Origin of the sequence: Actinomycetospora lutea (assembly GCF_028737205.1) — a bacterium.
In the GTDB taxonomy this organism is placed as follows: Bacteria; Actinomycetota; Actinomycetes; order Mycobacteriales; family Pseudonocardiaceae; genus Actinomycetospora; species Actinomycetospora lutea.
Map to the genome: position 1 here is coordinate 15,009 of NZ_JAQZAL010000015.1, position 21,094 is coordinate 36,102.

General features: G+C 73.8%; 22 protein-coding genes. 8 read left to right on the plus strand and 14 right to left on the minus strand.

The annotated features are described in order from the left end of the window. Entirely contained in the window at nucleotides 1–657 is a 657-nt protein-coding gene (locus PHK61_RS17215; RefSeq protein WP_274282234.1) for a CoA transferase subunit B, read from the plus strand. Nucleotides 658–796: 139 nt separating this feature from the next. Next, complete coding sequence (locus tag PHK61_RS17220) at nucleotides 797–1,441, plus strand: PAS domain-containing protein (protein WP_274282235.1); 645 nt, start codon at nucleotides 797–799, stop codon at nucleotides 1,439–1,441. Nucleotides 1,442–1,447: 6 nt separating this feature from the next. Here PHK61_RS17220 and PHK61_RS17225 read toward each other — a convergent pair whose 3' ends face one another. Both PHK61_RS17225 and PHK61_RS17230 read right to left on the minus strand, forming a co-directional pair. After that, on the minus strand, nucleotides 1,448–3,433 hold the full coding sequence (locus PHK61_RS17225; RefSeq protein ID WP_274282236.1) for an acetoacetate--CoA ligase: 1,986 nt from the start codon (nucleotides 3,431–3,433) through the stop codon (nucleotides 1,448–1,450). A 17-nt stretch (nucleotides 3,434–3,450) separates the two neighbouring features. After that, a complete protein-coding gene (locus PHK61_RS17230; RefSeq protein WP_274282237.1) occupies nucleotides 3,451–4,092 on the minus strand; it encodes a class I SAM-dependent DNA methyltransferase in 642 nt (213 codons plus the stop codon). Nucleotides 4,093–4,268: 176 nt separating this feature from the next. On the opposite strand from PHK61_RS17230, the gene PHK61_RS17235 reads away from it, so the two are divergent. The 4 genes from PHK61_RS17235 (at nucleotide 4,269) to PHK61_RS17250 (ending at nucleotide 7,374) form a co-directional block, all read left to right on the plus strand. After that, complete coding sequence (locus PHK61_RS17235; RefSeq protein ID WP_274282238.1) at nucleotides 4,269–5,372, plus strand: MFS transporter; 1,104 nt, start codon at nucleotides 4,269–4,271, stop codon at nucleotides 5,370–5,372. 74 nt (nucleotides 5,373–5,446) lie between these two features. Then, nucleotides 5,447–5,875, plus strand: a complete 429-nt coding sequence (locus tag PHK61_RS17240) for a CBS domain-containing protein (protein WP_274282239.1) — start codon at nucleotides 5,447–5,449, stop codon at nucleotides 5,873–5,875. A 54-nt stretch (nucleotides 5,876–5,929) separates the two neighbouring features. Further along, a complete protein-coding gene (locus PHK61_RS17245) occupies nucleotides 5,930–6,904 on the plus strand; it encodes an aldo/keto reductase (RefSeq protein ID WP_274282240.1) in 975 nt (324 codons plus the stop codon). An 86-nt stretch (nucleotides 6,905–6,990) separates the two neighbouring features. Then, nucleotides 6,991–7,374: a VOC family protein gene (locus PHK61_RS17250; protein WP_274282241.1), complete on the plus strand. Its 384-nt coding sequence runs from the start codon at nucleotides 6,991–6,993 to the stop codon at nucleotides 7,372–7,374. A 1-nt stretch (nucleotide 7,375) separates the two neighbouring features. Here PHK61_RS17250 and PHK61_RS17255 read toward each other — a convergent pair whose 3' ends face one another. The 6 genes from PHK61_RS17255 to PHK61_RS17280 all read right to left on the minus strand — a co-directional run bounded on the left by PHK61_RS17255 (nucleotide 7,376) and on the right by PHK61_RS17280 (nucleotide 13,086). Then, nucleotides 7,376–8,548 carry a macrolide family glycosyltransferase gene (locus PHK61_RS17255; protein ID WP_274282242.1) on the minus strand — a complete coding sequence of 391 codons (1,173 nt, stop codon included), beginning with the start codon at nucleotides 8,546–8,548 and terminating at the stop codon, nucleotides 7,376–7,378. Between the two features lie 50 nt (nucleotides 8,549–8,598). Then, nucleotides 8,599–8,727 carry a hypothetical protein gene (locus tag PHK61_RS17260; RefSeq protein WP_274282243.1) on the minus strand — a complete coding sequence of 43 codons (129 nt, stop codon included), beginning with the start codon at nucleotides 8,725–8,727 and terminating at the stop codon, nucleotides 8,599–8,601. Then, nucleotides 8,727–9,818: an ABC transporter ATP-binding protein gene (locus PHK61_RS17265; RefSeq protein ID WP_274282244.1), complete on the minus strand. Its 1,092-nt coding sequence runs from the start codon at nucleotides 9,816–9,818 to the stop codon at nucleotides 8,727–8,729. Before PHK61_RS17265 ends, PHK61_RS17260 begins: the two co-directional genes overlap by 1 nt. A gap of 69 nt (nucleotides 9,819–9,887) precedes the next feature. Next, the gene (locus PHK61_RS17270; RefSeq protein ID WP_274282245.1) at nucleotides 9,888–10,769 is read right to left on the minus strand and encodes a carbohydrate ABC transporter permease; all 882 of its coding nucleotides are present in this window, start codon (nucleotides 10,767–10,769) and stop codon (nucleotides 9,888–9,890) included. Further along, nucleotides 10,769–11,713, minus strand: a complete 945-nt coding sequence (locus tag PHK61_RS17275) for a carbohydrate ABC transporter permease (protein ID WP_420791406.1) — start codon at nucleotides 11,711–11,713, stop codon at nucleotides 10,769–10,771. The genes PHK61_RS17270 and PHK61_RS17275 overlap by 1 nt, the downstream gene beginning before the upstream one ends. Then, nucleotides 11,710–13,086 (minus strand): ABC transporter substrate-binding protein, encoded by a 1,377-nt coding sequence (locus PHK61_RS17280; protein WP_274282246.1) that lies wholly within the window; start codon nucleotides 13,084–13,086, stop codon nucleotides 11,710–11,712. Before PHK61_RS17280 ends, PHK61_RS17275 begins: the two co-directional genes overlap by 4 nt. A 210-nt stretch (nucleotides 13,087–13,296) precedes the next feature. Between PHK61_RS17280 and PHK61_RS17285 the strand changes: the two genes are divergently transcribed. Beyond that, nucleotides 13,297–14,295 (plus strand): LacI family DNA-binding transcriptional regulator, encoded by a 999-nt coding sequence (locus PHK61_RS17285; protein ID WP_274282247.1) that lies wholly within the window; start codon nucleotides 13,297–13,299, stop codon nucleotides 14,293–14,295. Here PHK61_RS17285 and PHK61_RS17290 read toward each other — a convergent pair. Further along, a complete protein-coding gene (locus PHK61_RS17290; RefSeq protein ID WP_274282248.1) occupies nucleotides 14,292–14,780 on the minus strand; it encodes an SRPBCC family protein in 489 nt (162 codons plus the stop codon). The genes PHK61_RS17285 and PHK61_RS17290 overlap by 4 nt on opposite strands. Before the next feature lie 188 nt (nucleotides 14,781–14,968). Between PHK61_RS17290 and xylB the strand changes: the two genes are divergently transcribed. Continuing rightward, nucleotides 14,969–16,366, plus strand: coding sequence for a xylulokinase (gene xylB / locus PHK61_RS17295; RefSeq protein ID WP_274282249.1), 1,398 nt, complete (start codon nucleotides 14,969–14,971; stop codon nucleotides 16,364–16,366). Nucleotides 16,367–16,567: 201 nt separating this feature from the next. Here the strand turns inward: xylB and PHK61_RS17300 are convergent, their stop codons facing one another. The 5 genes from PHK61_RS17300 to PHK61_RS17320 all read right to left on the minus strand — a co-directional run bounded on the left by PHK61_RS17300 (nucleotide 16,568) and on the right by PHK61_RS17320 (nucleotide 21,022). After that, nucleotides 16,568–17,074, minus strand: a complete 507-nt coding sequence (locus tag PHK61_RS17300; RefSeq protein WP_274282250.1) for an Hsp20/alpha crystallin family protein — start codon at nucleotides 17,072–17,074, stop codon at nucleotides 16,568–16,570. 149 nt (nucleotides 17,075–17,223) lie between these two features. Further along, nucleotides 17,224–17,586: an SCO6045 C-terminal-like domain-containing protein gene (locus tag PHK61_RS17305; RefSeq protein WP_274282251.1), complete on the minus strand. Its 363-nt coding sequence runs from the start codon at nucleotides 17,584–17,586 to the stop codon at nucleotides 17,224–17,226. Beyond that, nucleotides 17,583–18,395 (minus strand): MbnB/TglH/ChrH family RiPP precursor modification enzyme, encoded by an 813-nt coding sequence (locus PHK61_RS17310; protein WP_274282252.1) that lies wholly within the window; start codon nucleotides 18,393–18,395, stop codon nucleotides 17,583–17,585. Before PHK61_RS17310 ends, PHK61_RS17305 begins: the two co-directional genes overlap by 4 nt. Beyond that, nucleotides 18,392–19,291 (minus strand): TIGR04222 domain-containing membrane protein, encoded by a 900-nt coding sequence (locus tag PHK61_RS17315; protein WP_274282253.1) that lies wholly within the window; start codon nucleotides 19,289–19,291, stop codon nucleotides 18,392–18,394. Before PHK61_RS17315 ends, PHK61_RS17310 begins: the two co-directional genes overlap by 4 nt. Nucleotides 19,292–19,426: 135 nt before the next feature. Further along, nucleotides 19,427–21,022, minus strand: a complete 1,596-nt coding sequence (locus tag PHK61_RS17320) for a DEAD/DEAH box helicase (protein WP_274282390.1) — start codon at nucleotides 21,020–21,022, stop codon at nucleotides 19,427–19,429. Between the last annotated feature and the right edge of the window lie 72 nt (nucleotides 21,023–21,094).

Consider the following 21,094-nt stretch of genomic DNA (forward strand, 5'->3'; position numbering starts at 1 on the left):
ATGGCCCTCACCCGCGAGCAGATGGCCGCCCGCGCCGCACGCGAGCTGACCCACGGCTCCTACGTCAACCTCGGCATCGGGCTGCCCACGCTGATCCCCAACCACCTGCCCGAGGGCGTGGACGTGCTGCTGCACTCGGAGAACGGGCTGCTCGGCGTCGGCCCCTACCCCACCGAGGACGAGGTCGACCCCGACCTCATCAACGCGGGCAAGGAGACGGTGACCGTCCGCGAGGGAGCCTCGTTCTTCGACTCCGCGCTGTCGTTCGGGATGATCCGCGGCGGCAAGGTCGACACCGCCGTGCTGGGCGCCATGCAGGTGGCGGTCACCGGCGACATCGCCAACTGGGCCGTGCCCGGCGCGATGGTCAAGGGGATGGGCGGGGCGATGGACCTCGTCCACGGCGCCCGCCGCGTGCTCGTGGTCATGGAGCACGTGACCAAGAAGGGCGCCGCCAAGCTCGTCGAGTCCTGCTCGCTGCCGCTGACCGGGCGCGGCGTCGTCTCGCGGGTCATCACCGACCTCACCGTGGTCGACGTGACCCCCAGCGGCTTCGTGCTGCGCGAGCTCGCGCCGGGCGTCACCGCCGAGGAGGTCCGCGAGCAGACCGGCGCGCCGCTGGCCGACGCGGACGACCTCGCCGAGATCGCCGCCTGAGGACTGGACAGCCACCGAGCGCGACGGCCCGACAACGCACGGATCGCGGTCTCGTCTTGTTCCAGATCGGGGGCCGACGCATAGTGACGCCCTCCGCCGGAGCGTCCACCACCTCCGACCCCGCTCCGGCGGCACGCCGATGATCACCAACAACGATCTGGCCGTGGTCCCGGACGGCGCGGCCCGCGCCGTCCTCGACGCCGCGCGCGTCGAGGAGTGCGAGGAGGTGGCCCGGCGACTGAGCACCGGCTCGCTCGACCGCATCCGCCGGGTGGTGCTGCGGTTGCTGGCGCGGGCCAGCGTCTCCGACGCCGACACGCGCGCGGCGCTCCGGGCCGAGGCCGACGAGCTCGACGCCGCCGTCCGCGCCGCCCGCGACATCATCTTCTCGTCGCCGGGCCCCGCGCCGCCCACCACGCGCGGCGAGCCGGCCGTCGAGACCGCGCTGCTCGACGCCACCGGGACCATCGTGTGGGTCGACGCGGCCTGGGACGCCTTCTGCACGGTCAACGGCGGGGATACGGCGCGGTCGGGCGTCGGGCGGTCCTACCTCGCGCTGTGCGACGCCGCGGCGCCGACCGACGGCCACAGCGCCGCGGTCGCCGCGGCGATCCGGGCGGCGCTCGACGGCGACCTGCCCGCCCCGACGCGCGTCGAGGTCCCGTGCCACGCGCCGACGCAGACGCGGTTCTTCGACGTGCTGATCTCCTCGCGCCGCGACGACCGCGGACGGGTGCTCGGCGCGACCGTCACCCTGTCCCAGGTCGTCTCCGCACGGGTCTGACCGCGTCTACCCCCGCGCCCGCGCCACCACGGTCTCGAGCGCCTCGGGGTTGCGCAGCGCGTCCTTGCTGACGGCCTTCTCGGTGGGGGTGCCGGCGAGGATGCGCTTGACCGGCACCTCGGACTTCTTGCCGTTGAGCGTGCGCGGGATGTCCTCGACGACGAGGAACCGGTCGGGCACGTGGCGCGGCGAGAGCTGGGAGCGCAGGGCCTTCTTCAGCTGCGCCTCGACGTCGTCGAACGCCACGCCCTCGCCCAGCACCACGAAGCAGAGCAGCTCACCGCCGTCGCGGGCGCCCTCGAGCCCCGAGGTGTCGATGACCAGCGAGTCGAGGACCTCGTCGAACGACTCGACGACCTCGTAGAACTCGGCGGTGCCCATCCGCACCCCGCCGCGGTTGAGCGTCGAGTCGCTGCGCCCGCGGATGACGCACGAGCCGCGCGGGGTGATGCTGATCCAGTCGCCGTGGCGCCAGATGCCGGGGTAGTCCTCGAAGTACGACTCGTGCATCCGCGAGCCGTCGGGGTCGTTCCACAGCGTCACCGGCATCGACGGCATGGGCCGGGTGATGACGAGCTCGCCGACCTCGCCGATCACCGGGTTGCCCTGCGGGTCGTACGCCTCGACCGACGCGCCGAGCGCCCGGCAGGAGATCTCGCCGCGCCACACCGGCACGGTCGGGGCGACGCCGACGAACGCGGCGCAGACGTCGGTGCCGCCGGACACCGAGGCGATCTGCACCCCCGCGCCCACCGCGTCGCGGATCCAGTCGAAGCCCTCGGAGGACAGCGGCGAGCCCGTGGAGCCGACCGACCGGATCGCCGAGAGGTCGAAGGCGTCCTTCGGCCGCAGGCCCGCCTTGAGGCACGACTGCACGAACGACGCCGACGTCCCGAACACCGTCACGCCCTCGTCGGCGGCCATGCGCCACAGCACGTCGAGGTCGGGGTGGCCCGGGCTCCCGTCGTAGGCGACCACCGTCGACCCCACGAGGAGCCCGGAGATCAGCAGGTTCCACATCATCCAGCCGGTGGTGGTGAACCACGTGAACCGGTCGCCGGGACCGAGGTCGTGCTGGAGCGCCAGGGACTTGAGGTGCTCGACGACGATCCCGCCGTGCGAGTGCACGATCCCCTTCGGCAGCCCCGTTGTGCCCGAGGAGTAGAGGATCCACAGCGGGTGCTCGAACGGCACCGGGTCGACCGCGAGCGGGGCGTCGCCGTCCTGGGTGAAGGTGGCCCAGGGCAGGACGTCGTCCTCGTCGGACCACGCGGCGACGTCGTCGATGCCGACGACCGCGCGCAGGGTGGGCAGCTGCTCGCGCAGCGAGGCGACGGTGCTGCGGATGTCGTAGGACTTGCCGTTGTAGAGGTAGCCGTCGACGGCGACGAGCACGACCGGCTCGATCTGGGCGAAGCGGTCGACGACGGCGCGCGCCCCGAAGTCCGGCGAGCACGACGACCACGTCGCGCCGAGCGAGGCGGCGGCGAGGAAGGCGACGAGGGTCTCGACGGTGTTCGGGGACAGGGCGACGACGCGGTCGCCGCGCCCGACACCCAGCGCGACGAGGCCGGCCCGCGCGCGGGCGACGTCGGCGCGCAGCTCGCCGTAGGTCCGCGCGACCCGGCGCCCGTCCTCGCGCACCGCGACGATCGCGGGGTCGGCGTCGGCGCCACCCTCGGCCGGCCACAGAGCGTGCTCGGCGTAGTTCAGCGTCGAGCCCGGGAACCACTCCGCGCCGGGCATCTCCTCGGTCCCGAGGACCTCGCGCGGCTGCTCGTGGAAGCGCACGCCGAGGAAGTCGACGGCGCTGCCCCAGAAGGCCCGCAGGTCGGACGTCGACCAGGCCCACAGCTGCTCGTACGTGTCGACCGTCACCCCGTGCTCCCGGGCGACCTGCTGCGCGAACGCCGTGATCCGCGCATCCCGGACCGTCGTTTCGTCGGGTCGCCAGAGGATCTCGGGCTCGGCTGCGCTCGACTCGGGGCTCATGGCCCCCGTTCTATCCCTCAGCGGGCGGTGAGCACCAGCATCCGCGCCTCCACGCCCACCCCGGCCCGGTAGGGCTGCAGCTCCGCCGACACGAGTTCCACCGTGCGCGCGGCGACGAGGCGGTCGACCTCCGCGCGGTAGCCGCCCGACTCCCACACGTCGGCGAGCACCGTGGCGACGATCCAGCCCCCGGGCCGGGTGACGCGCGCGAACTCGGCGAGCACCGCGGGGCCGACGTGACCGTGGGTGAGCGTGCCGACGCAGACGACGACGTCGTAGGCGTCGGCCTCGGTGGGCAGCGCCCGGGTGAGGTCGACGGGCTGCAGGGAGCGGTAGGCCCCGGTGGCGCGGGCCTGCTCGAGCATGCCCTCGCTGACGTCCATCCCGTCGATCACCCGGACCCCGCGCTCGGCGAGCGCCGCGCCGACCAGGCCCGTGCCGCAGCCGGCGTCGAGCACGGTGACGTCGGGGCCGGCGACGCGCACCACGGTCTCGGCCGCGAGCACCGGCGCCACGTAGCCCTGGTCCTCGCCGGCGAGGTCGGCGTCGTAGTGCCCGGCCCACTCGTCGTAGAGCGCGCGGGCGTCGTCGGGGCCGCCGAGGCGGTAGGCCCGCTCGACGTACGGGTTGTCGCCGGACGGGGTCGTGGGCTCGGTCATGGCCGGCAGTCTTCTACGTGAGCGAAATTCCCGCCTATACCCGGGAATCTCGCTCACATAGAGTCGGGCACGTGCAGAACCTCTTCCGCCGCCGCTGACACCGGGCTCCGCGATCCTCGCGGGTCCCCCGCGGGTTCGGCGCCCGGGTCGTCGCCGTCGAGGCGCTCGGCCAGTTCGTGCCGCTGTACCCGCTCTACGCGCTGCTCTTCGCCGACCACGGCCTGTCCGACGCGGCGATCTCGGCGCTGTTCGGGCTGTGGTCGGTGACCACGCTCGTCCTCGAGGTGCCCTCCGGCGCCTGGGCCGACGTGACCTCCCGGCGCCGGATGCTCGCCGCCTCGGGCGTGCTGTCGGGCGCGGCCTTCGCGCTGTGGGTCCTGGCCCCGAGCACCCCGGTGTTCGCGGTGGGCTTCGTGCTCTGGGGCGTCGGGATCGCGCTCGGCTCCGGCACCCTCGAGGCGCTGACCTACGACGCGCTCGCCCGCTGGGACGCCACCGACCGGTACGCGACGCTCATGGGCCGCGCCCGCGCCGGTTACCTCGCCGCCACGCTCGGCGCGACCGCCCTCGCCGCGCCGCTCGTCACGACCGGGGGCTACGTGCTGCCCGGTCTCGTCGGGGTCGGCGCGTCCCTGGCCGGCGCGGTCCTGGCGCTCACGCTGCCCGAGGAGGAGCGCCCGCCGCGGGCCGGGGGGACGACGCGCCACGCCCTCGCCGACTGGTGGGCCACCCTGCGCGAGGGCGTCGGCGAGGTCTCGCGGACCGCGTTGCTGCGCCGGGCGGTCGTCGTCACCGCCCTGCTCACCGGGCTCATGGCGATCGACGAGTACCTGCCCCTGCTCGCCGCCGCGCACGGGGCGACGCCGGCACTGGCCGCGCTCGCGCTCGCCGGGGTCGGTGTGGCCGAGTCGGCGTGCGCCGCGCTCGCCGGGCGGGTCGCGCGCGCCCGCGGACCGGTGCTCGGCGGGCTGCTCGCCGTCGCGGCGGTCGCGGTCGGGACCGGGGCGCTGCTGCCGCTCGGGCCCGGGTTCGCCCTCCTGGGCGCGGGGTGGGGCGTGCTGCAGATGCTCCTGGTCGTCGTCGAGACCCGCGTGCAGGACGCCGTGGAGGGCGAGGCCCGCGCCACGGTGACGTCGATGGCCGGGCTCGGGTCGGAGGCGGTCGGGCTCGGCGTGCTCGCCGCCGTCGGCGCGGGATCGGTCTGGTTCGCGCTCCCCGTGCTCCTCGCGGCCCTGACCGTCCCGTTCCTGGTCGTCGCGGTGCTCGTGGGACGACCGTGACCGTCCGGCTCTGGCCGAACCCGGACGGTGCCTGCCATATTCGTCGGACCCGAAAGCGACGGAAGGGGCCCGGTATGCGCATCGCGGACCTGCTCGCACGGAAGGGGAGGGCGGTGCTCACCGTGCCCCCGGACGCCCCGATCTCCCAGCTGCTCTCGGTGCTCGCCGAACGCAACGTCGGCGCCGCCGTCGTCTGCGAGGACGACCGGCTCGTCGGCATCGTCTCCGAGCGCGACGTGGTGCGCCACCTCCACCACCGCGGCGCCGGGCTCCTCACCGCACCGGTCGCGGAGATCATGACGACGGACGTGGCGACCTGCCGTCCCGCCGACGACATCCAGACCCTGAGCCGGACGATGACCGAGCGGCGCATCCGCCACATCCCGGTCGTCGACGACCGGGAGCACCTCGCCGGCATCATCAGCATCGGCGACGTGGTCAAGAGCCGGATCGACCAGCTCGAGGAGCACCGCAACCAGCTCGAGGCCTACATCTCCGGCTAGACGGTGTGGCCGGCACCGCCGGTTCGGTCCCGCCCCACCGGGTACGCGATCCCCATGGAGAGCACGAGGCTGGGCAAGACGGATCTGCAGGTGTCGCGCATCGCGTTCGGGACCTGGCAGGTCTCGGGCGAGTGGGGGTCCTACGACGCCGACCAGGCGCAGCGCGCGATCCGCCACGCGCTCGACCTCGGGGTGAACTTCTTCGACACCGCCCAGGCCTACGGGTTCGGGCAGTCCGAGGAGGTCCTCGCGAACGCGCTGCGCGGCGAGCTGGACCGCGACCGCGACGCGGTCGTCATCGCCACCAAGGGCGGCATCAACCCGGGCACCGACCGGCCGCGCGACTCGCGCCGCGAGTGGCTGCGCCGCGGCGTGGAGTCGTCGCTGACGGCCATGAAGATCGACCACATCGACCTCTACCAGGTGCACTGGCCCGACACGGACACGCCGTTCGAGGACACCGCGGGCTACCTGCAGGAGCTCGTCGACGAGGGCAAGATCCGCCACGTCGGCGTCTCCAACTTCGACCAGGACCAGATGGCCGCCTTCGACCGCCGCCGGCCCGTCGAGACCCTGCAGCCGCCGTACCACCTGTTCCGCCGCCACATCGAGGACGGCGTCCTGCCCTACGTGCGCGAGCACGACATCGGCACGCTCGTCTACAGCCCGCTCGGGTCGGGCCTGCTGACCGGGACGATGGACGAGAGCACGACCTTCGAGGACTCCGACTGGCGCTCGCAGGCCTCGGCCTTCCAGGGGGAGAAGTTCCGGCAGAACCTCGAGGTCGTCGAGCGGCTGAAGTCCTTCGCGGCCGACAAGGGCTGCGAGGTCTCCCAGCTCGCCATCGCGTGGGTGCTCGCGCAGGACGGCATCGACGTCGCGATCGTCGGCGCCCGTTCGGAGCGCAACATCGAGCGCTCGCTGGCCGCGGTCGACGTCCGGCTGGGCGCCGACGACCTCGCCGAGATCGAGCGGATCACCGCCGGCGGCGTCCAGGTCACCGGGGCCGCCCCCGAGGGCGTCGCGTAGCGGAGCGGATCGAGTACCCAACGTGGTCCTTGTCCAGGATCGCGCGGTCGCTCTACCGTACGACGGGTCCCGTCGAAGGAGGCCCGATGACCACGTCCACCGCCACCACCGTCACGAACATCGGCGTCGCCATGTTCACGGTCGCGGACCAGGACGCGGCCATCGCGTTCTACACCGGCACGCTCGGCTGGGAGCTGCGCGGTGACACCCGTTTCGGCGAGGACGGCAGCGACCGCTGGGTCGAGGTCGCACCGCCGGGCTCCACGGCGCGGCTCGCGCTGAACCCGCCCATGGGGGGCGAGCCCGGCGGTGGCGGCATCGGCGTCGAGACCCCGGACGTGCGCGCCGAGCACACCCGCCTCCGGGAGGCCGGTGTCGACCTCGACGACATCGTGGAGGCGCCCGGCGCGCCCACGCTGTTCATGCTGCGCGACCCCGACGGCAACCACATCGCCGTCGTCCAGGTGTAGCTCAGCGCAGCTCCGCCTCCACCACGTCGGCGGCCCGCGGCGCCCCGCCCGCGCGGCGGATCGCGTCACGCTGCTCGGCGAGGCGAGCGGCGACGTCGTCCGACGAGGTCAGCGCGAGCAGGGCCTCCCGCAGCGCCTCCGGTGTCGCATCCCCGGTCGCGATCGTGCGCGCGACGCCCAGCGCCTCGAGCAGGGCGGCGTTGCCGAACTGGTCGACGCCCTGCGGGATCGCGATCATCGGCACGCCCTGGTAGAGCCCCTCGGAGCACCCGCCCATGCCGGCGTGGGTGACGAACGCGCTCGCGCGCCCGAGCACACCCAGCTGCGGCACCCACCGGTGCGCCGTGACGTTCTCCGGCAGCTCGCCCAGCGCGGCGAGGTCCACGTGCGGTCCGATCGCCAGCACGACGTCCCACCCCAGCGGGGCGAACGCCGCGACGCACGCGCGGAACGTGTCGGGCCGGTCGTGGTAGGCCGACCCGAACGACACGAGCACGAGCGGGCGCTCCGAGGCCGGCCACTGCTCCTGCGCCGCGCGGCGATCGAGATCCGGGCCGACGAAGGTGTAGATCGCCTCGTCGACCTTGTCCGCGAACGGCTGCAGCGCTCGCGGGATCTCGACGATCGAGCGCCGTGGGCGGCCGACGAACCGCTCCGGGTCGTCGTCGATCCCGTGCTCGGCGAGCCAGGCCGCGAACCGCGCGAGGTAGGCCCGGTAGCCCGGCGTGTCCCGGAACGCGAGGTCGTCGGCGAGGTCGGTCTCGTAGCCGTCCCAGGCGACCAGCGCCGGCGAGAGCTGCACGGCGGGGATGCCGTAGCGCCGCGCGAGCACGATCGCGGGGTAGCCGCCGATGTCGTACAGCGCGATGTCGGCGACGTCCGGGCCCTCGGAGCCCAGCGCGTCGGCGATCTGCGGCAGGGCCTGCACCGCCTCGTCGAGGAACAGCGCGGTGCCGGCGACGGGATCGGTCGGCCACTGCTCGCCGCGGTCCTGGTCGGGCAGGACGGAGGTGTGCACGAGCGGCGTCGCACCCGTCGCGGCGACGGCCGCGGCGAACGCGGCCGGGATCGCGTAGGTGACCCGGTGGCCGCGCGCGACGAGCTCGGCGATCACGGGCAGGTGGGGGTTGGTGTGGCCGTGCGCAGCGACGCCGACCATGAGGATATGGGCCATGGCGTCCTGGACGCTATCCGGCGGCGCGAGCGGTTTCGGTCCGACGGGCGTCAGTCGGGCAGCGCGAACTGGATGCGGTCGACGGACTCGGCGATCGGGGCGACGAGCTCGCGGCGGATCCTCCCGAACCCGTCGAGCAGCGTGACCGGGCCGGCGTCGAGATCGACCGGCCGAGCCACTACGGCAGGCGCTGCCCGGTCTCGGCGTCGAACACGTGCAGCGCCTCCGGGTTCGGGCGCACCGCGATGGGGTCGCCGAAGCGGACGCCCACCCGGCCCGGGCCCCGCACGACGATCGTGGTGCCGGTGTCCTCGGCGAGGTGGGCGTAGAGGTAGGACTCGCTGCCGAGCTCCTCGACGACGTCGACCACGGCCTTGATCACCGAGCTCGCGTCCGCGTCGTTGCTCTCGAGCACCCAGTCCTCGGGACGGATGCCGACCGTCAGCTTGTCGCGCGAGCCCGCGGCGTCGGAGATGTCGCGCGGCAGCGGGATCTCGACCCCGCCGAGCGTGACCCCGCTCGACGAGCGCGGCAGGTCGAGCAGGTTCATGGCCGGCGAGCCGATGAACCCGGCGACGAAGGCGTTGATGGGCCTGTCGTAGAGCTCCGGGGGCGTCGCGTACTGCTGCAGCTTGCCGTCGGCCAGGACGGCGACCTTGTCGCCCATGGTCATGGCCTCGACCTGGTCGTGGGTGACGTAGACGGTCGAGACCGCGAGGCGGTTCTGCATCTCGGCGATCTGGGCGCGGGTCTGCACGCGCATCTTCGCGTCGAGGTTCGACAGCGGCTCGTCCATGAGGAAGACCTGCGGCTCCCGCACGATCGCGCGGCCCATCGCGACGCGCTGGCGCTGGCCGCCGGAGAGCGCCTTGGGCTTGCGGTCGAGGTACTCGGTGAGCCCGAGCATGTCGGCCGCCTGGCGGACCCGCTGCGCGCGCTCCTCCTTGTCCATGCCGCGCATCTTCAGCGGGAACGCCATGTTCTCCGCGACCGTCTTCGACGGGTAGAGCGCGTAGTTCTGGAACACCATCGCGATGTCGCGGTCCTTCGACGGCACGTCGACCACGTCGCGCCCGTCGATGCGCACCGAGCCGGCGTCGATCGGCTCGAGGCCCGCCAGCATCCGCAGCGCCGTCGACTTGCCCGAGCCCGAGGGGCCGACGAGGACGACGAGGTCGCCGTCGGCGACGGTCAGGTCGAGACCGTCGACGGCCGGCTTCGCTCCCGGGGTGTAGATGCGCGAGGCCTTGTCGAACACCACTTCAGCCATGGATCGAGCACTCCCCTTCGATGGTCCGGCTCCGCTGCCCTGTCGGTGTGCCGGTCTGACCGTGCCCGGTCACTTCACCGCACCGAACGACAGGCCCTGCACCAGCTTGTTCTGCGCCACCCAGCCGGCGATCACCACGGGCAGCGCGGCCATGGTCGCCGCCGCGGAGAGCTGGGCCCAGTACAGGCCCTCCGAGGTGATGAACCCGACCAGGAAGACCGGCATGGTGCCGGCGTTGGCCGCGGTCAGGTTGACCGCGAAGAAGAACTCGTTCCAGGCGAAGATCACGCAGATCAGCGCGGTGGCGAAGATGCCGGGCGAGATGATCGGCAGCACGATCTCGCGCAGCGTGCGCCACAGCGGCGCGCCGTCGATGCTCGCCTGTTCCAGCAGCTCGCCGGGGACCTCGAGGAAGAACGAGCGCAGCATCCACACCGCGATGGGAAGGTTCATGCCCGTGTAGAGCACGACCAGGGTCCAGATGTTGTCGAGCATCCCGATCTGGTTGACCACGACGTAGATGGGCACGATCACCGCGACGACCGGCAGCATCTTGGTCGAGATGAAGAAGAACAGGACGTCCTGGGTCTTCTTCACCGGGCGCAGCGACACCGCGAACGCCGCCGGGATCCCCAGGAGCAGCACGAACAGGGTGGAGAAGACCGTGGCGATCACCGAGTTCACCAGGTACGGGCCGACGCCGGCCGCGAAGACGCCCTCGTACTGCTCCAGCGTCGGCTCGAAGATGATCTTCGGCGTCGGCGTGTAGGCGTCGGTCTCCTGCTTGAACGAGGTCAGGACCATCCACAGCACCGGGAAGAAGAACGCGATGCCGACGACCCAGGCGACGACGCCGAGCCAGACGTTGGCGGCGCTGCGCTTCTGACGGCGGGGCTCGGGCGGGGCCGCGGTCTCCTGCGTGTCGGACGGAGTGCCGGTCGTGACGGCCATCAGGCTGCCTCCTGCTCTCCGCTGAACGACTTGAAGATCAGGCGCAGCGCGAAGTTCGCCGCGATGAGGGTCAGGATCACCACGACCACGCCCATCGCCGCCGACTGGCCGATGTCGAAGCCCAGGAACGCGCGCTGGTAGATGTAGAAGGGCAGGTTCGCGCTGGCCACGCCCGGTCCGCCCTGGGTCATCATGTAGACCTGGTCGAAGATGTTGACCAGGTAGATCGTGCCGAGCACGACACCGAGCTCGATGAACCGGCGCAGGTGCGGCAGCGTCAGCTCCCGGAATGTCGACCACGCGCTCGCGCCATCGACCCGCGCCGCTTCCAGCTGGTCGGTCGGCATGCTCTGCAGCCCCGCGAGCAGCAGCAGCATCATGAACGGCGTCCACTGCCAGATCAACGCGGCCATCACCGACGCCAGCGGGTAGTTGCTGATCCACTCGGTGCCCGAGCCCCCGAACGGCGTCAGCACGAAGTTGATGAGGCCGAGCGTCGGGTCGAGCAGCACCGTCTTCCACAGCAGCGCGGCCGCCACCGGGGTTATGAGGAACGGGGTGATGAGCAGCGTGCGCACGATGCCGCGCCCGAAGAACGGGCGGTTGAGCAGCAGCGCCAGCAGCAGGCCGAGCACGACCGCGATGAGCACCGAGCCCAGGGTCATGATCACGGTGTTGAGCGCGACCTGGCGGAACTGGCTGTCGGCGAAGACGTCGAGGTAGTTGGCGAACCCGACGAACTCCTGGGACCCCGGCCGCACGAGGTTCCACGACTGCAGCGAGTACCAGAGCGTCAGGATGAAGGGGATCTGCGTGACGATGATCGTGAAGATCAGCGCGGGCAGCAGCGGCGCCCGGCGCCGCCACCCCTCGGCGCGGTCGATCATCGGCTTGCCGCCGGTCTCCGGGGACGCGGCGGGGCGTTCTTCCAGTGTCGCTGTCATCGCTGGTAGCTCTCCCCCACCGTCTCCGCGTAGTTCTGGGACTGCTCCAGGGCCTCGTCGACGGTGATCTGTCCGGCGATCGCGGCGCTGACCTGCTGACTGACCCGCGTGCCGAGGTCCTGGAACTCCGGGATGCGGACGAACTGCACGCCCTGGTACGGCACCGGCTGCACGGTCGGCTGCTGCGGGTTGGCCCGCTGCAGGCCGTCGAGGATCAGGGGCGCGTAGGCGTTCGCCACCTGCTGGTACTGCGGGATCTGGTAGGTCGACTGGCGCGACCCGGGCGGCACCGACGTCCAGCCGATCTCGGGGTCGTTGCCGGCCCGCTGGATGTAGTCCCGGTTGGTCATCCACGCCATGAACTGCCAGGCCGCGTCCTTGCGCGGCGAGGTCTGCGGGATGCCCAGCGACCAGGTGTACAGCCAGCCCGACGCCGGGGTCGCGACGACGGGCGCCGGCGCGTAGCCGATGCGGCCGGCGACGGTCGACTCGGCGGGGTCCTCGACGGTGCCGGCCGCGGAGGTCGCGTCGTACCACATGGCGACCTGGCCCTGGCCGAACTGCGTGGCGCACTCCGAGAAGCCGGACTGCGAGGCGCCGGGCTGGCCGTGCTGACGGACCAGGTCGACGTAGAACTGCACGGCCTGCCGGACCTCGGGCGAGGTGAGCTGCGCCCGCCACTGCGGGTCGAACCAGCGCCCGCCGAAGGTGTTGATGACGGTGTCGAGCGGGGCCATGACCTCGCCCCAGCCGGGCTTCCCGCGCAGGCAGATGCCGCGCTGCTGGCCCGGTCCCTTGTCGAGCCGCGCCGCGTACTCGGCGACCTGCTGCCACGTCGGCTGCGCGGGCATCTGGATGCCGGCCTGCTCGAAGATGTCCTTGCGGTACATGAGGAACGACGACTCGCCGTAGAACGGCACCGAGTACATCCGGCCCTCGTAGGACAGCGAGTCGCGCACGGTCGGGATGAAGTCGGCGCGGTCGTAGCCCGGGGTCGCGGCCATGAAGGGCTCGAGGTCGGTCAGCCAGCCGTTCTGCGCCCACTGCGGCGTCTCGTAGTTGGACACCATCACGATGTCGAACTCGCCGCCGCCGGTCGCCACCGACGCGGTGATCTTGGCGCGGGCCTCGTTCTCCGACAGCGAGACGAAGCGCAGCCGGATACCCGGGTTCTCCGCCTCGAACTGCGGCGCGAGCGAGATCGCGTCCTCCATCTGCGGGTTGGACACGATGGCGACCGTGACGGTCTCGACGCCCTCCGCGCTGCCGAGCGCGCCGGCGCCGGAGCACCCGGCGAGGAGCCCGAGGGTGGCCACCACCGCCCCGAGCAGTGCCGGCAGTCGGGTCCGTCCTCGTCGCGCCGCCCCGCGCATCGCGCCTCCTGCCCGCCGGTCGTGGCCGAATGGCCGCGCGCGACCGTGATGTGGGCCACGTGCGGTGGAGTGACCGTAAAGCTGCACTCAGTAAGGTGCAAGCGCTTAACCGCGTCAGATTCGGTGCGCGCGCCGACGACGCGGGTCGGGGTACAAACACCTCGAGAACGCGCGCCGTCGAGCAGACGACGTCGGACGACGGGAGTCGGGATGGCCACGATGGCGGACGTCGCGCGGATGGCCGGCGTCTCCACGGCCACCGTCTCCCACGTCCTCAACGGCACCCGACCCGTCCGCGCCCGGACCCGCGAGCTCGTCCTGTCGGCCGTGGCGGCCACGCACTACACGCCGAACACCGTCGCGCGCTCGCTCGCGACCGCGCGGACCACGACCATGGGCCTGGTCCTCTCCGCGATCTCCAACCCGTACTTCGGCGAGCTGCTGAGCGCCGCCGAGACCGCGGCCGCGGCCGCGGGCTACACGCTGCTGCTCGTCGACCCCCACGAGGACCCGGACTACGAGCTGACCGTGGTCACGCGCCTGCACCACCACCGCGTCGACGGCATGGTGCTCGCGCCCTCGGCGCACCCGGAGGCGGCGCTGGCCTACCTCGCGCGCCACGAGGTGCCGACGGTGCTGCTCGACCGGCTGATCGACCCGTCCCACGACCAGGTCGGCACCGAGAACCGCGAGGCCACCGCGGCGCTGACCAGCCACCTCGCCGACCACGGGCACACCCGGATCGGGCTGGTCACCGGTCTGGCCGGGCTCGCGACCACCACCGAGCGCCGCGACGGGCACCGCGACGCCCTCGTCGCGCGCGGCCTGCCCGTCGACCCCGCGCTCGAGGTCGGCGGCTTCTCGGCCACCGAGACCGCGCGGGTGGCGGTGCACCAGCTGCTGGCCCTCGACGACCCGCCGACCGCGATCGTCGCCGCGAACAACAGCATGACCATCGGGATGATGCAGGCGCTGCGCGAGGCCGGCCTCGCCGTGCCGCGCGACGTCGCCGTCGCCGCGTTCGACGACTTCGCCTGGGCGGAGCTGTTCTCCCCGCGCCTGACCGTGGTCGCCCAGCCGTTCCGCGAGATCGCGACGACGGCGGTGGAACTGCTCCTGCGCCGGATCGCCGACCCCGACACGCCGCCGACCACGCGCCGGCTCGCGCCGGAGGTGCGGATCCGGGAGTCGTGCGGCTGTCCGCCCTAGCGCTGCTCGGCGAGGTGGGCGAGGTTGTCCAGCGAGCGGGTCAGGTGCTCCTCGCCGAAGGGCGGGAAGGCGATGTGCTCGCGCAGGAACGCCGGCACCGCCGACCAGTCGTAGGTCAGCGTCACCCGGCAGGCCGCGGGGCCGTCGTCGGCGAGGTCGTAGCGCCAGGTCCAGCCGCCGTAGCCGATCTCGCCGTCGGGGCCGTACTGGCCCGGCTGCCAGGCGAGCGTGTGCGGCGGCTCGAAGACCTCGACGCGGTTGTGCATCCGGTAGTCGCCGTCGGGGTGGTTGCCGTGGAACATGCCCATCCCGAAGATCTGGCCGACGCCGGAGATCGCGGCGCGGTCCAGCGGCTCGCGCACCCAGCCGGTGCCGTCGATCGCGGCGTGGTTCGCCGGGTCGGTCAGGACCGCGAAGACCGCGCCGACCGGCGCCTCGATCCGTCGCGTCACGATCATGACCTCGGTGGCCGTCCCCGTGCTCATCGCCGCTCTCCCGTCGCTCGTGGATACTCCTCGAACGATATCGTGTGATACCGATACAGGACAATCGGGTGGAGGTGCGGGCGGCGCACCGGGCGTGCGGCGACAGCATGTCCTCGCCGCCGACGACGAACCGTTCCCGGAACCCCGTCGATCACGTGGAGGACCCCGTTCCTGGGAATACTGCGGGCATGGCGCGTTCTGCGACGTACGTGGCCGGGGTCGACTCGTCGACCCAGGCGACCAAGGTCCTGGTGGTCGACCCGACGGACGGGAGCGTGGTCCGCGAGGCGCGGCGCGCCCATCCCGACGGGACGGAGGTCGCCCCGCGGGCCTGGTGGGACGCGCTGGCCGGCGCGCTCGGCGAGGTCGGCACCGACGACGTCGCGGCGATCGGGGTGGCCGGTCAGCAGCACGGGATGGTGCTGCTCGACGAGGACGGGCAGCCGGTGCGCGACGCCCTGCTCTGGAACGACACGCGCTCGGCGCCCGACGCGCGGGCGCTGATCGACGAGCTCGGCGGGCCCGACGCATGGGCCGAGGCCGTCGGGACGGTCCCGGTCGCCAGCATCACGGCGACCAAGCTGCGCTGGACCTCGCGGGCCGAGCCCGAGAACGCCGCCCGCGCGCGCTCGGTGATGCTGCCGCACGACTGGCTGACCTGGCGCCTGGCCGGCGCGCCCGCCGAGCCCACCACCGACCGCGGCGACGCCTCGGGCACCGGCTACTGGTCGACGGTCACCGGCGAGTACCGCCCCGACCTGCTCGAGATGGCGTTCGGGCGCACCCTCTCGGTGCCGCGGGTGGCTTCTCCCGGTGAGGTCGTGGGGCGGACGCCGGACGGGCTCGCCGTCTCCGCGGGCACGGGCGACAACGCCGGCGCCGCGCTGGCGATCGGGCCGGGGCCGGGCGAGGTCGTGATCTCGATCGGGACCTCCGGCGCGGTGTTCACGGGCCACGATCAGCCCTCCACCGACGCGTCGGGGCTGGTCGCCGGGTTCGCCGACGCGCGCGGGGGCTACCTGCCGCTGGTCTGCACGCTCAACGCGGCGCGGGTGCTCGGGGCGGGCACGTCGCTGCTGGGGGTGGAGCCGGACGGGTTCGACGAGCTGGCGCGCGCGGCGTCCCCGGGGGCCGACGGCCTGGTGCTCCTGCCCTACCTCGACGGCGAGCGGACCCCCGACCGCCCCGATGCCCAGGGCCGCTACGTCGGGCTGACCACGACGAACGCGACCCGCGAGAACCTGGCGCGCGCGACCGTCGAGGGCATGCTGTGCGGGCTCGCCGACGCTGTCGACGCGCTCGTCGACCAGGGGGTGCCGGTGCGCCGGGCATTGCTGATCGGCGGCGGCTCGCGCTCGGGCGCGGTGGCCGACCTCGCCCCGGACATCCTGGGCCTGCCCGTCGAGGTGCTCTCGCCGCAGGAGTACGTCGCCCTGGGCGCGGCGCGCCAGGCCGCCTGGGCGCTGCACGGCGAGGAACCGACCTGGACCGTGGCGCGCGAGACGACCCGCGATGTCACCGACAGCTCCGTGTCCGGCGAGGTCCGCGCCCGCTACGCCGACGTCCGGGACGGCCGCGCACGCTAAGTGGGCGCCGTGCTCGCGGTGTCGGCCTGGCGGCCACGCTGACGTTCAACGCAGGAAGCCCCAGCTCGGTACGAGCGATGCGGCATCGCTGGCGTATGACGCCAGAAACGCCACATCCTCGTTCTCGCGACACGCCGGGGGTCCGGACACGACGACGCCCGCGGGACCGCGTGGTCCCGCGGGCGTCGTCCGGGGGTCGCGTCAGGCGGCGCGGTTCTCGGAGGCCTCGGAGGCCTCGCCAGCCTCGGGGGTCGCGTCCGAGGACTCGGCCTCCGGGGCGGGCACGCCGTCGATGGCGATGCGCCGGGCACCGGGCTCGACGGGCTCGGCGTGGGCGCCGACGATGCGCAGGGTCAGCACCCCGGCGTCGTACGACGCGGAGACCGCGTCGGCGTCGACATGCTGGGGCAGCGTGAAGCTCCGGCGGAACGAGCCGCGCCGGCTCTCCCGCCAGCCCTCACCGGACTGCTCCTCACGGCGCTCGCCGCGGACGGTCAGGCGGTGGCCGTCGAGGTCGACGGTCACGTCCTTCGCGACGTCCACGCCCGGGAGCTCGAGGCGCACGATGGCGTCGTCGCCGTCGCGCACGACGTCGGTGGTCGGCGCGTAGAAGGCCTGCCGACGGCTCGGCGCCGGGCGGCGGAACAGGGCGTCGGCGACGGCGAACGGATCGGCGAAGCGCGGGCCCCAGGGAACGAGAGTGCTCATGGTGGTTCCTCCTCGATGACGAAGGCGGCCCGTCCTTGCGGGCCTTCGACTCATGCAACATGAGCCGAACCCGCTCAATTCCGAAGACCACGAGAATCTTGTCGGCCACGCTGGAACACCCCGGACCACGCCCCGCCCGGCGTGTCGCGTCAGCGAGGATGTGGCGATCCTGGCGTCAGACGCCAGCGACGCCGCATCGCTCGAAAGCCTCGGGACAAGGTGCCGTCGGCGCGGAGGGTGGCGAGGAAGGCGTCGGCGTCGGCGCGCATCGACACGCCGACGCGGCGCGGGTGCGCGGTGATCCACGCGTCCAGGCGGGGTCCGAGGTCGTCTCCGAGCACCGTGTGCACGTCGCCCGGCAGCAGGCGCGCCAGCACCCGGCGGCGTTTGGCGCGCAGGGCGTCGGCCTCGAGCGCCACGCGCGCCGGGTCGATGCCGTCCGGTGCGGGGCCGCCGGCGACCAGCGCCGCGAGCAGCTCCGCCTGCCGGCGAGCGAGGTCCTCGCGGCTCATCGCGCGTGCACCGCCCGCAGCGTCGCGAGCTCCGCGGCCAGCTCGTCGTCGGGCGGGTAGCGGTCGTCGCGCTCGAGCAGCACGGCCGGCGGGCGGTGCCGCGCGCACAACCGGGCGAACAGGTCGAGCACGGGCTCGGTCAGCGGGTGGGCGTGGGTGTCGTGGTAGACGCCGTCGCGCTCGACGCCGCCCGCCGCGTGCACGTACACGACCCGCTCGAGGGGCAGCTCGTCGAGCACCCCGGCGTCCTGCCCGAGGTTCACCGAGCTCGCGTGCAGGTTGGCGACATCGAGCAGCAGCCAGGCCCCGGTGCGCTCGCACAGCTCGGCGAGGAACGCGCCCTCGGACATCTCGGCGTCCGGCCAGGCGAGCAGCGGCGCGATGTTCTCCAGCGCGAGCGGCACCCCGAGCATCGCCTGCGCCGCGCGGACGTTGTCGACGAGCACCCCGAGGGCCTCCCGCGTGCGCGGCACCGGCAACAGGTGCCCGGACTCGAGCCCGCCGGCCCGCACGAACGCCACGTGGTCGCTCGCCAGCGGCGCGTCGAGGACGTCGGCGACGGCGGCGAGGTGCTCGACCCGGTCGTGGCGCAGCGGTTCGGCGCCGCCGAGCGAGAGCGACACCGCGTGCGGCAGCGCCGGCACCCCGCGGGCCCGCAGGACCTCGAGCGACGTCGGCAGCGCGTCGGCGTGCAGGTCCTCGGCGACCACCTCGACGAAGTCGACGCCCGCCAGCCGCTCCACGGTCAGGTCGATCTCCCGGCGCCAGCCGATGCCGACGCCCTCGGGGCCGCCCGGGACGGGAGTCACCCCCCGCACCCGCCCCCGCCACCGCAGCCGCCGCCCCCGCCGCAGGACGAGCCCCCGTCGGAGCCGCCGTCCCCGCCACCGCTCCCGCCGGCCGCCGGCGCGGCGAGCAGGCCCGCGAGCTCGTGGTCGGGGTACATCGCGAACCCGCCGACGGCCACCAGCCCCGCCACGCCGAGCGTCCCCGCGGCGACCGGGCCCCACGCCCGGTCGGTCGCGAACCCCGGTCGGCGCACCGACGCCTGCGCCGCGGACAGGGTGGCCCGGCCCTTCGGGGTGGGGCGGCGGGTGGAGAACAGCGTGATCGAGACCGCCGCGCAGGCGGTGAGCACGAGCAGGAGGACGAGCAGGACCACGGGCGCGCTGCGCGCGATCCCGGCGGCGAGCCGCGCCAGCCCGAGCACGCCGACGACGCCGACCGCGACGAGCGGGGTGTTCTTGCGCCGCCGGACGGCGGCGGGGTCGTGGAGCAGTCCGCGGCGCCGGGCCGCGGCCTCGAGGTCGCGGACGACCGCCGCCCCGCGCAGGCGCAGGACCGTCCCCATCGGCGTGGCACCGGTCGGCGACGCGGCCACCGCGTCCACCGCGTCCACCACGGCCTCGTCCAGCTCGCCGATCGGCGGCCGTCCCGTGGGCGTCAGATGGCGGTCACGGCCGACGCGCAGCACCCCGCCCTGGACGAGCCGGGCGATCGCGGCGTGCACGAGCCGGACCGGTCCGCCCGCCAGCAGGGCGAGGTCCTCGACGGTGGCGTCCGGCGCCGGCGCCTCGCCCCCGTCGCGGCCCGCGCGACGGTCGAGAGCCCGCAGCCCGAGCGGGGCGGTCAGGCCGGCGGCGAGGAGGAGCAGGACGTAGATGCCGAGGAACGCCGGGCCGGGGATGCCCCACGTGTCTCCCACGACGACCTCCGGACGCGACGCACGTGATCGCGCACGGTCGTGCGCACCCGCGATCTTTCGGCGTCGCGACCGCGGACAGCAAGCGCCGTCGCTCGATCAGCCCAGCAATTCGCTACGCACGGTGAGAAGGTGCGGTCAGCGACGTCCGCGGCCGCGTCCCGCCCCGGCGCGCGCCGAGTGCGCGGCCGCGGAGTGCTGGGGTGCGGCCTGGGCGCCGCCGCCGGTGGGACGGCGCCGCGCGCCCCCCGCCGAGGAGGACGTGGCGGCTGGCAAGGACGAGCCCGCCTGCTCGCCTGCGCCGCGGGCGCCGCCGCCACGGCGGCGCGGCCGTCCCCCGCCGCCGCCGGCACGATCGCCGCCGCGAGCACCCTGCTCGCCGCCGGAGCCACGACCCGAGCCGCGCCCCCCGGAACCACGAGCACCGCCGCCGGGCCCGCCCGACCCGGCCCCCGAGCGTCCGCCGCGGCGGGACCCGCCCGACGATCCGCCCGCGGGTTGCGGCGCCGGCTTGCGCGACGCGGACTGCGGCCCGTCCTCGGGGTCGACGCGGGGAGCGGGCTCGCCGACGAGCTCGGTGATCTCGGGCGCGCCGGGCCGGACCGTCGCGGTCCGGGGCTTGATCCCGGCCTTGCGCGTCATCGAGGCGACCTCGGAGCGCTCGGCCGGCGCCACGAGGGTGACGACGTCCCCGGCCGACCCGGCGCGCGCCGTGCGCCCCGACCGGTGGGTGTAGGCCTTGTGCTCGGCCGGCGGGTCGACGTGCACAACGAGCCCGACGTCGTCGACGTGGATGCCGCGCGCCGCGATGTCGGTGGCCACGAGCACGCGCACGTCGCCGGAGACGAAGCCGCCGAGGTTCCGGTCGCGGGCGGGCTGGGAGAGGTTCCCGTGCAGCTCGGTGGCGGGGATGCCGGCCGCGGTGAGCTGGCGGGAGAGCTTGCGCGCGGCGTGCTTGGTGCGGGTGAACAGCATGCTGCGGCCCCGGCCCTCGGCGAGCGACTGCACCACGGCCGTCCGGTCGGCGGCCTCGACCGTGAACACGTGGTGGGTCATGTCCGGCACCGGCTCCTGCGCGGTGTCGACGCTGTGGGTGACCGGGCGGTGCAGGAACTCCCGCACCACGCGGTCGACCTCGCCGTCGAGCGTCGCGGAGAACAGCAGCCGCTGCCCGTCGGCGGGCGTGCGGCGCAGCAGCCGGCGCACGGCCGGCAGGAAGCCGAGGTCGCTCATGTGGTCGGCCTCGTCGAGCACCGTGACCTCGACGCGGTCGAGGTCGACGAGGCCCTGGCCGAGCAGGTCCTCGAGGCGTCCGGGGCACGCGATGAGCAGGTCGACGCCGCTGCGCAGCGCCTCGGCCTGGCGGCCCTGGCCGACGCCGCCGTAGACGACGGTCTGGCGCAGGCCGAGCGCCTCGGCGAGCGGGGCGAGCGCGTCGCGGACCTGGCTCGCGAGCTCGCGGGTGGGCAGCAGCACGAGCCCGCGCGGGCGCTTCGACACGGTGCGGCCCCCGGCGAGGCGCGCGAGCATCGGCAGCCCGAAGGCCAGGGTCTTGCCGCTGCCGGTCCGGCCCCGGCCCAGCACGTCACGCCCGGACAGCGCGTCCGGGATCGCGGCCTGCTGGATCGGGGTGGGGTCGGTGATCCCGCGGGCGGCCAGGATCTCGACGACGGCCGGGGGGAAGCCGAGGTCGGAGAAGGGCGCGGCGGAACGGGGAGCAGACGTCGTCGGGATGTCGGAGACCTCTCCAGAGGGGGAACGAGGGGCCGCGAGCGTCGGCCCGTCCGTCGTGGAGGGGGAACCGCG

Coding starts and splice junctions, on each gene's coding strand:
- PHK61_RS17290 (WP_274282248.1), bottom strand. CDS start 14,780: ATGAGCACGGGGACGGCCACCGAGGTCATGATCGTGACGCGACGGATC.
- PHK61_RS17215 (WP_274282234.1), top strand. CDS start 1: ATGGCCCTCACCCGCGAGCAGATGGCCGCCCGCGCCGCACGCGAGCTG.
- PHK61_RS17255 (WP_274282242.1), bottom strand. CDS start 8,548: ATGGCCCATATCCTCATGGTCGGCGTCGCTGCGCACGGCCACACCAAC.
- PHK61_RS17300 (WP_274282250.1), bottom strand. CDS start 17,074: ATGAGCACTCTCGTTCCCTGGGGCCCGCGCTTCGCCGATCCGTTCGCC.
- PHK61_RS17220 (WP_274282235.1), top strand. CDS start 797: ATGATCACCAACAACGATCTGGCCGTGGTCCCGGACGGCGCGGCCCGC.
- PHK61_RS17270 (WP_274282245.1), bottom strand. CDS start 10,769: ATGGCCGTCACGACCGGCACTCCGTCCGACACGCAGGAGACCGCGGCC.
- PHK61_RS17280 (WP_274282246.1), bottom strand. CDS start 13,086: ATGCGCGGGGCGGCGCGACGAGGACGGACCCGACTGCCGGCACTGCTC.
- PHK61_RS17265 (WP_274282244.1), bottom strand. CDS start 9,818: ATGGCTGAAGTGGTGTTCGACAAGGCCTCGCGCATCTACACCCCGGGA.
- PHK61_RS17275 (WP_420791406.1), bottom strand. CDS start 11,713: ATGACAGCGACACTGGAAGAACGCCCCGCCGCGTCCCCGGAGACCGGC.
- PHK61_RS17225 (WP_274282236.1), bottom strand. CDS start 3,433: ATGAGCCCCGAGTCGAGCGCAGCCGAGCCCGAGATCCTCTGGCGACCC.
- PHK61_RS17305 (WP_274282251.1), bottom strand. CDS start 17,586: ATGAGCCGCGAGGACCTCGCTCGCCGGCAGGCGGAGCTGCTCGCGGCG.
- PHK61_RS17245 (WP_274282240.1), top strand. CDS start 5,930: ATGGAGAGCACGAGGCTGGGCAAGACGGATCTGCAGGTGTCGCGCATC.
- xylB (WP_274282249.1), top strand. CDS start 14,969: ATGGCGCGTTCTGCGACGTACGTGGCCGGGGTCGACTCGTCGACCCAG.
- PHK61_RS17285 (WP_274282247.1), top strand. CDS start 13,297: ATGGCCACGATGGCGGACGTCGCGCGGATGGCCGGCGTCTCCACGGCC.
- PHK61_RS17240 (WP_274282239.1), top strand. CDS start 5,447: ATGCGCATCGCGGACCTGCTCGCACGGAAGGGGAGGGCGGTGCTCACC.
- PHK61_RS17230 (WP_274282237.1), bottom strand. CDS start 4,092: ATGACCGAGCCCACGACCCCGTCCGGCGACAACCCGTACGTCGAGCGG.
- PHK61_RS17250 (WP_274282241.1), top strand. CDS start 6,991: ATGACCACGTCCACCGCCACCACCGTCACGAACATCGGCGTCGCCATG.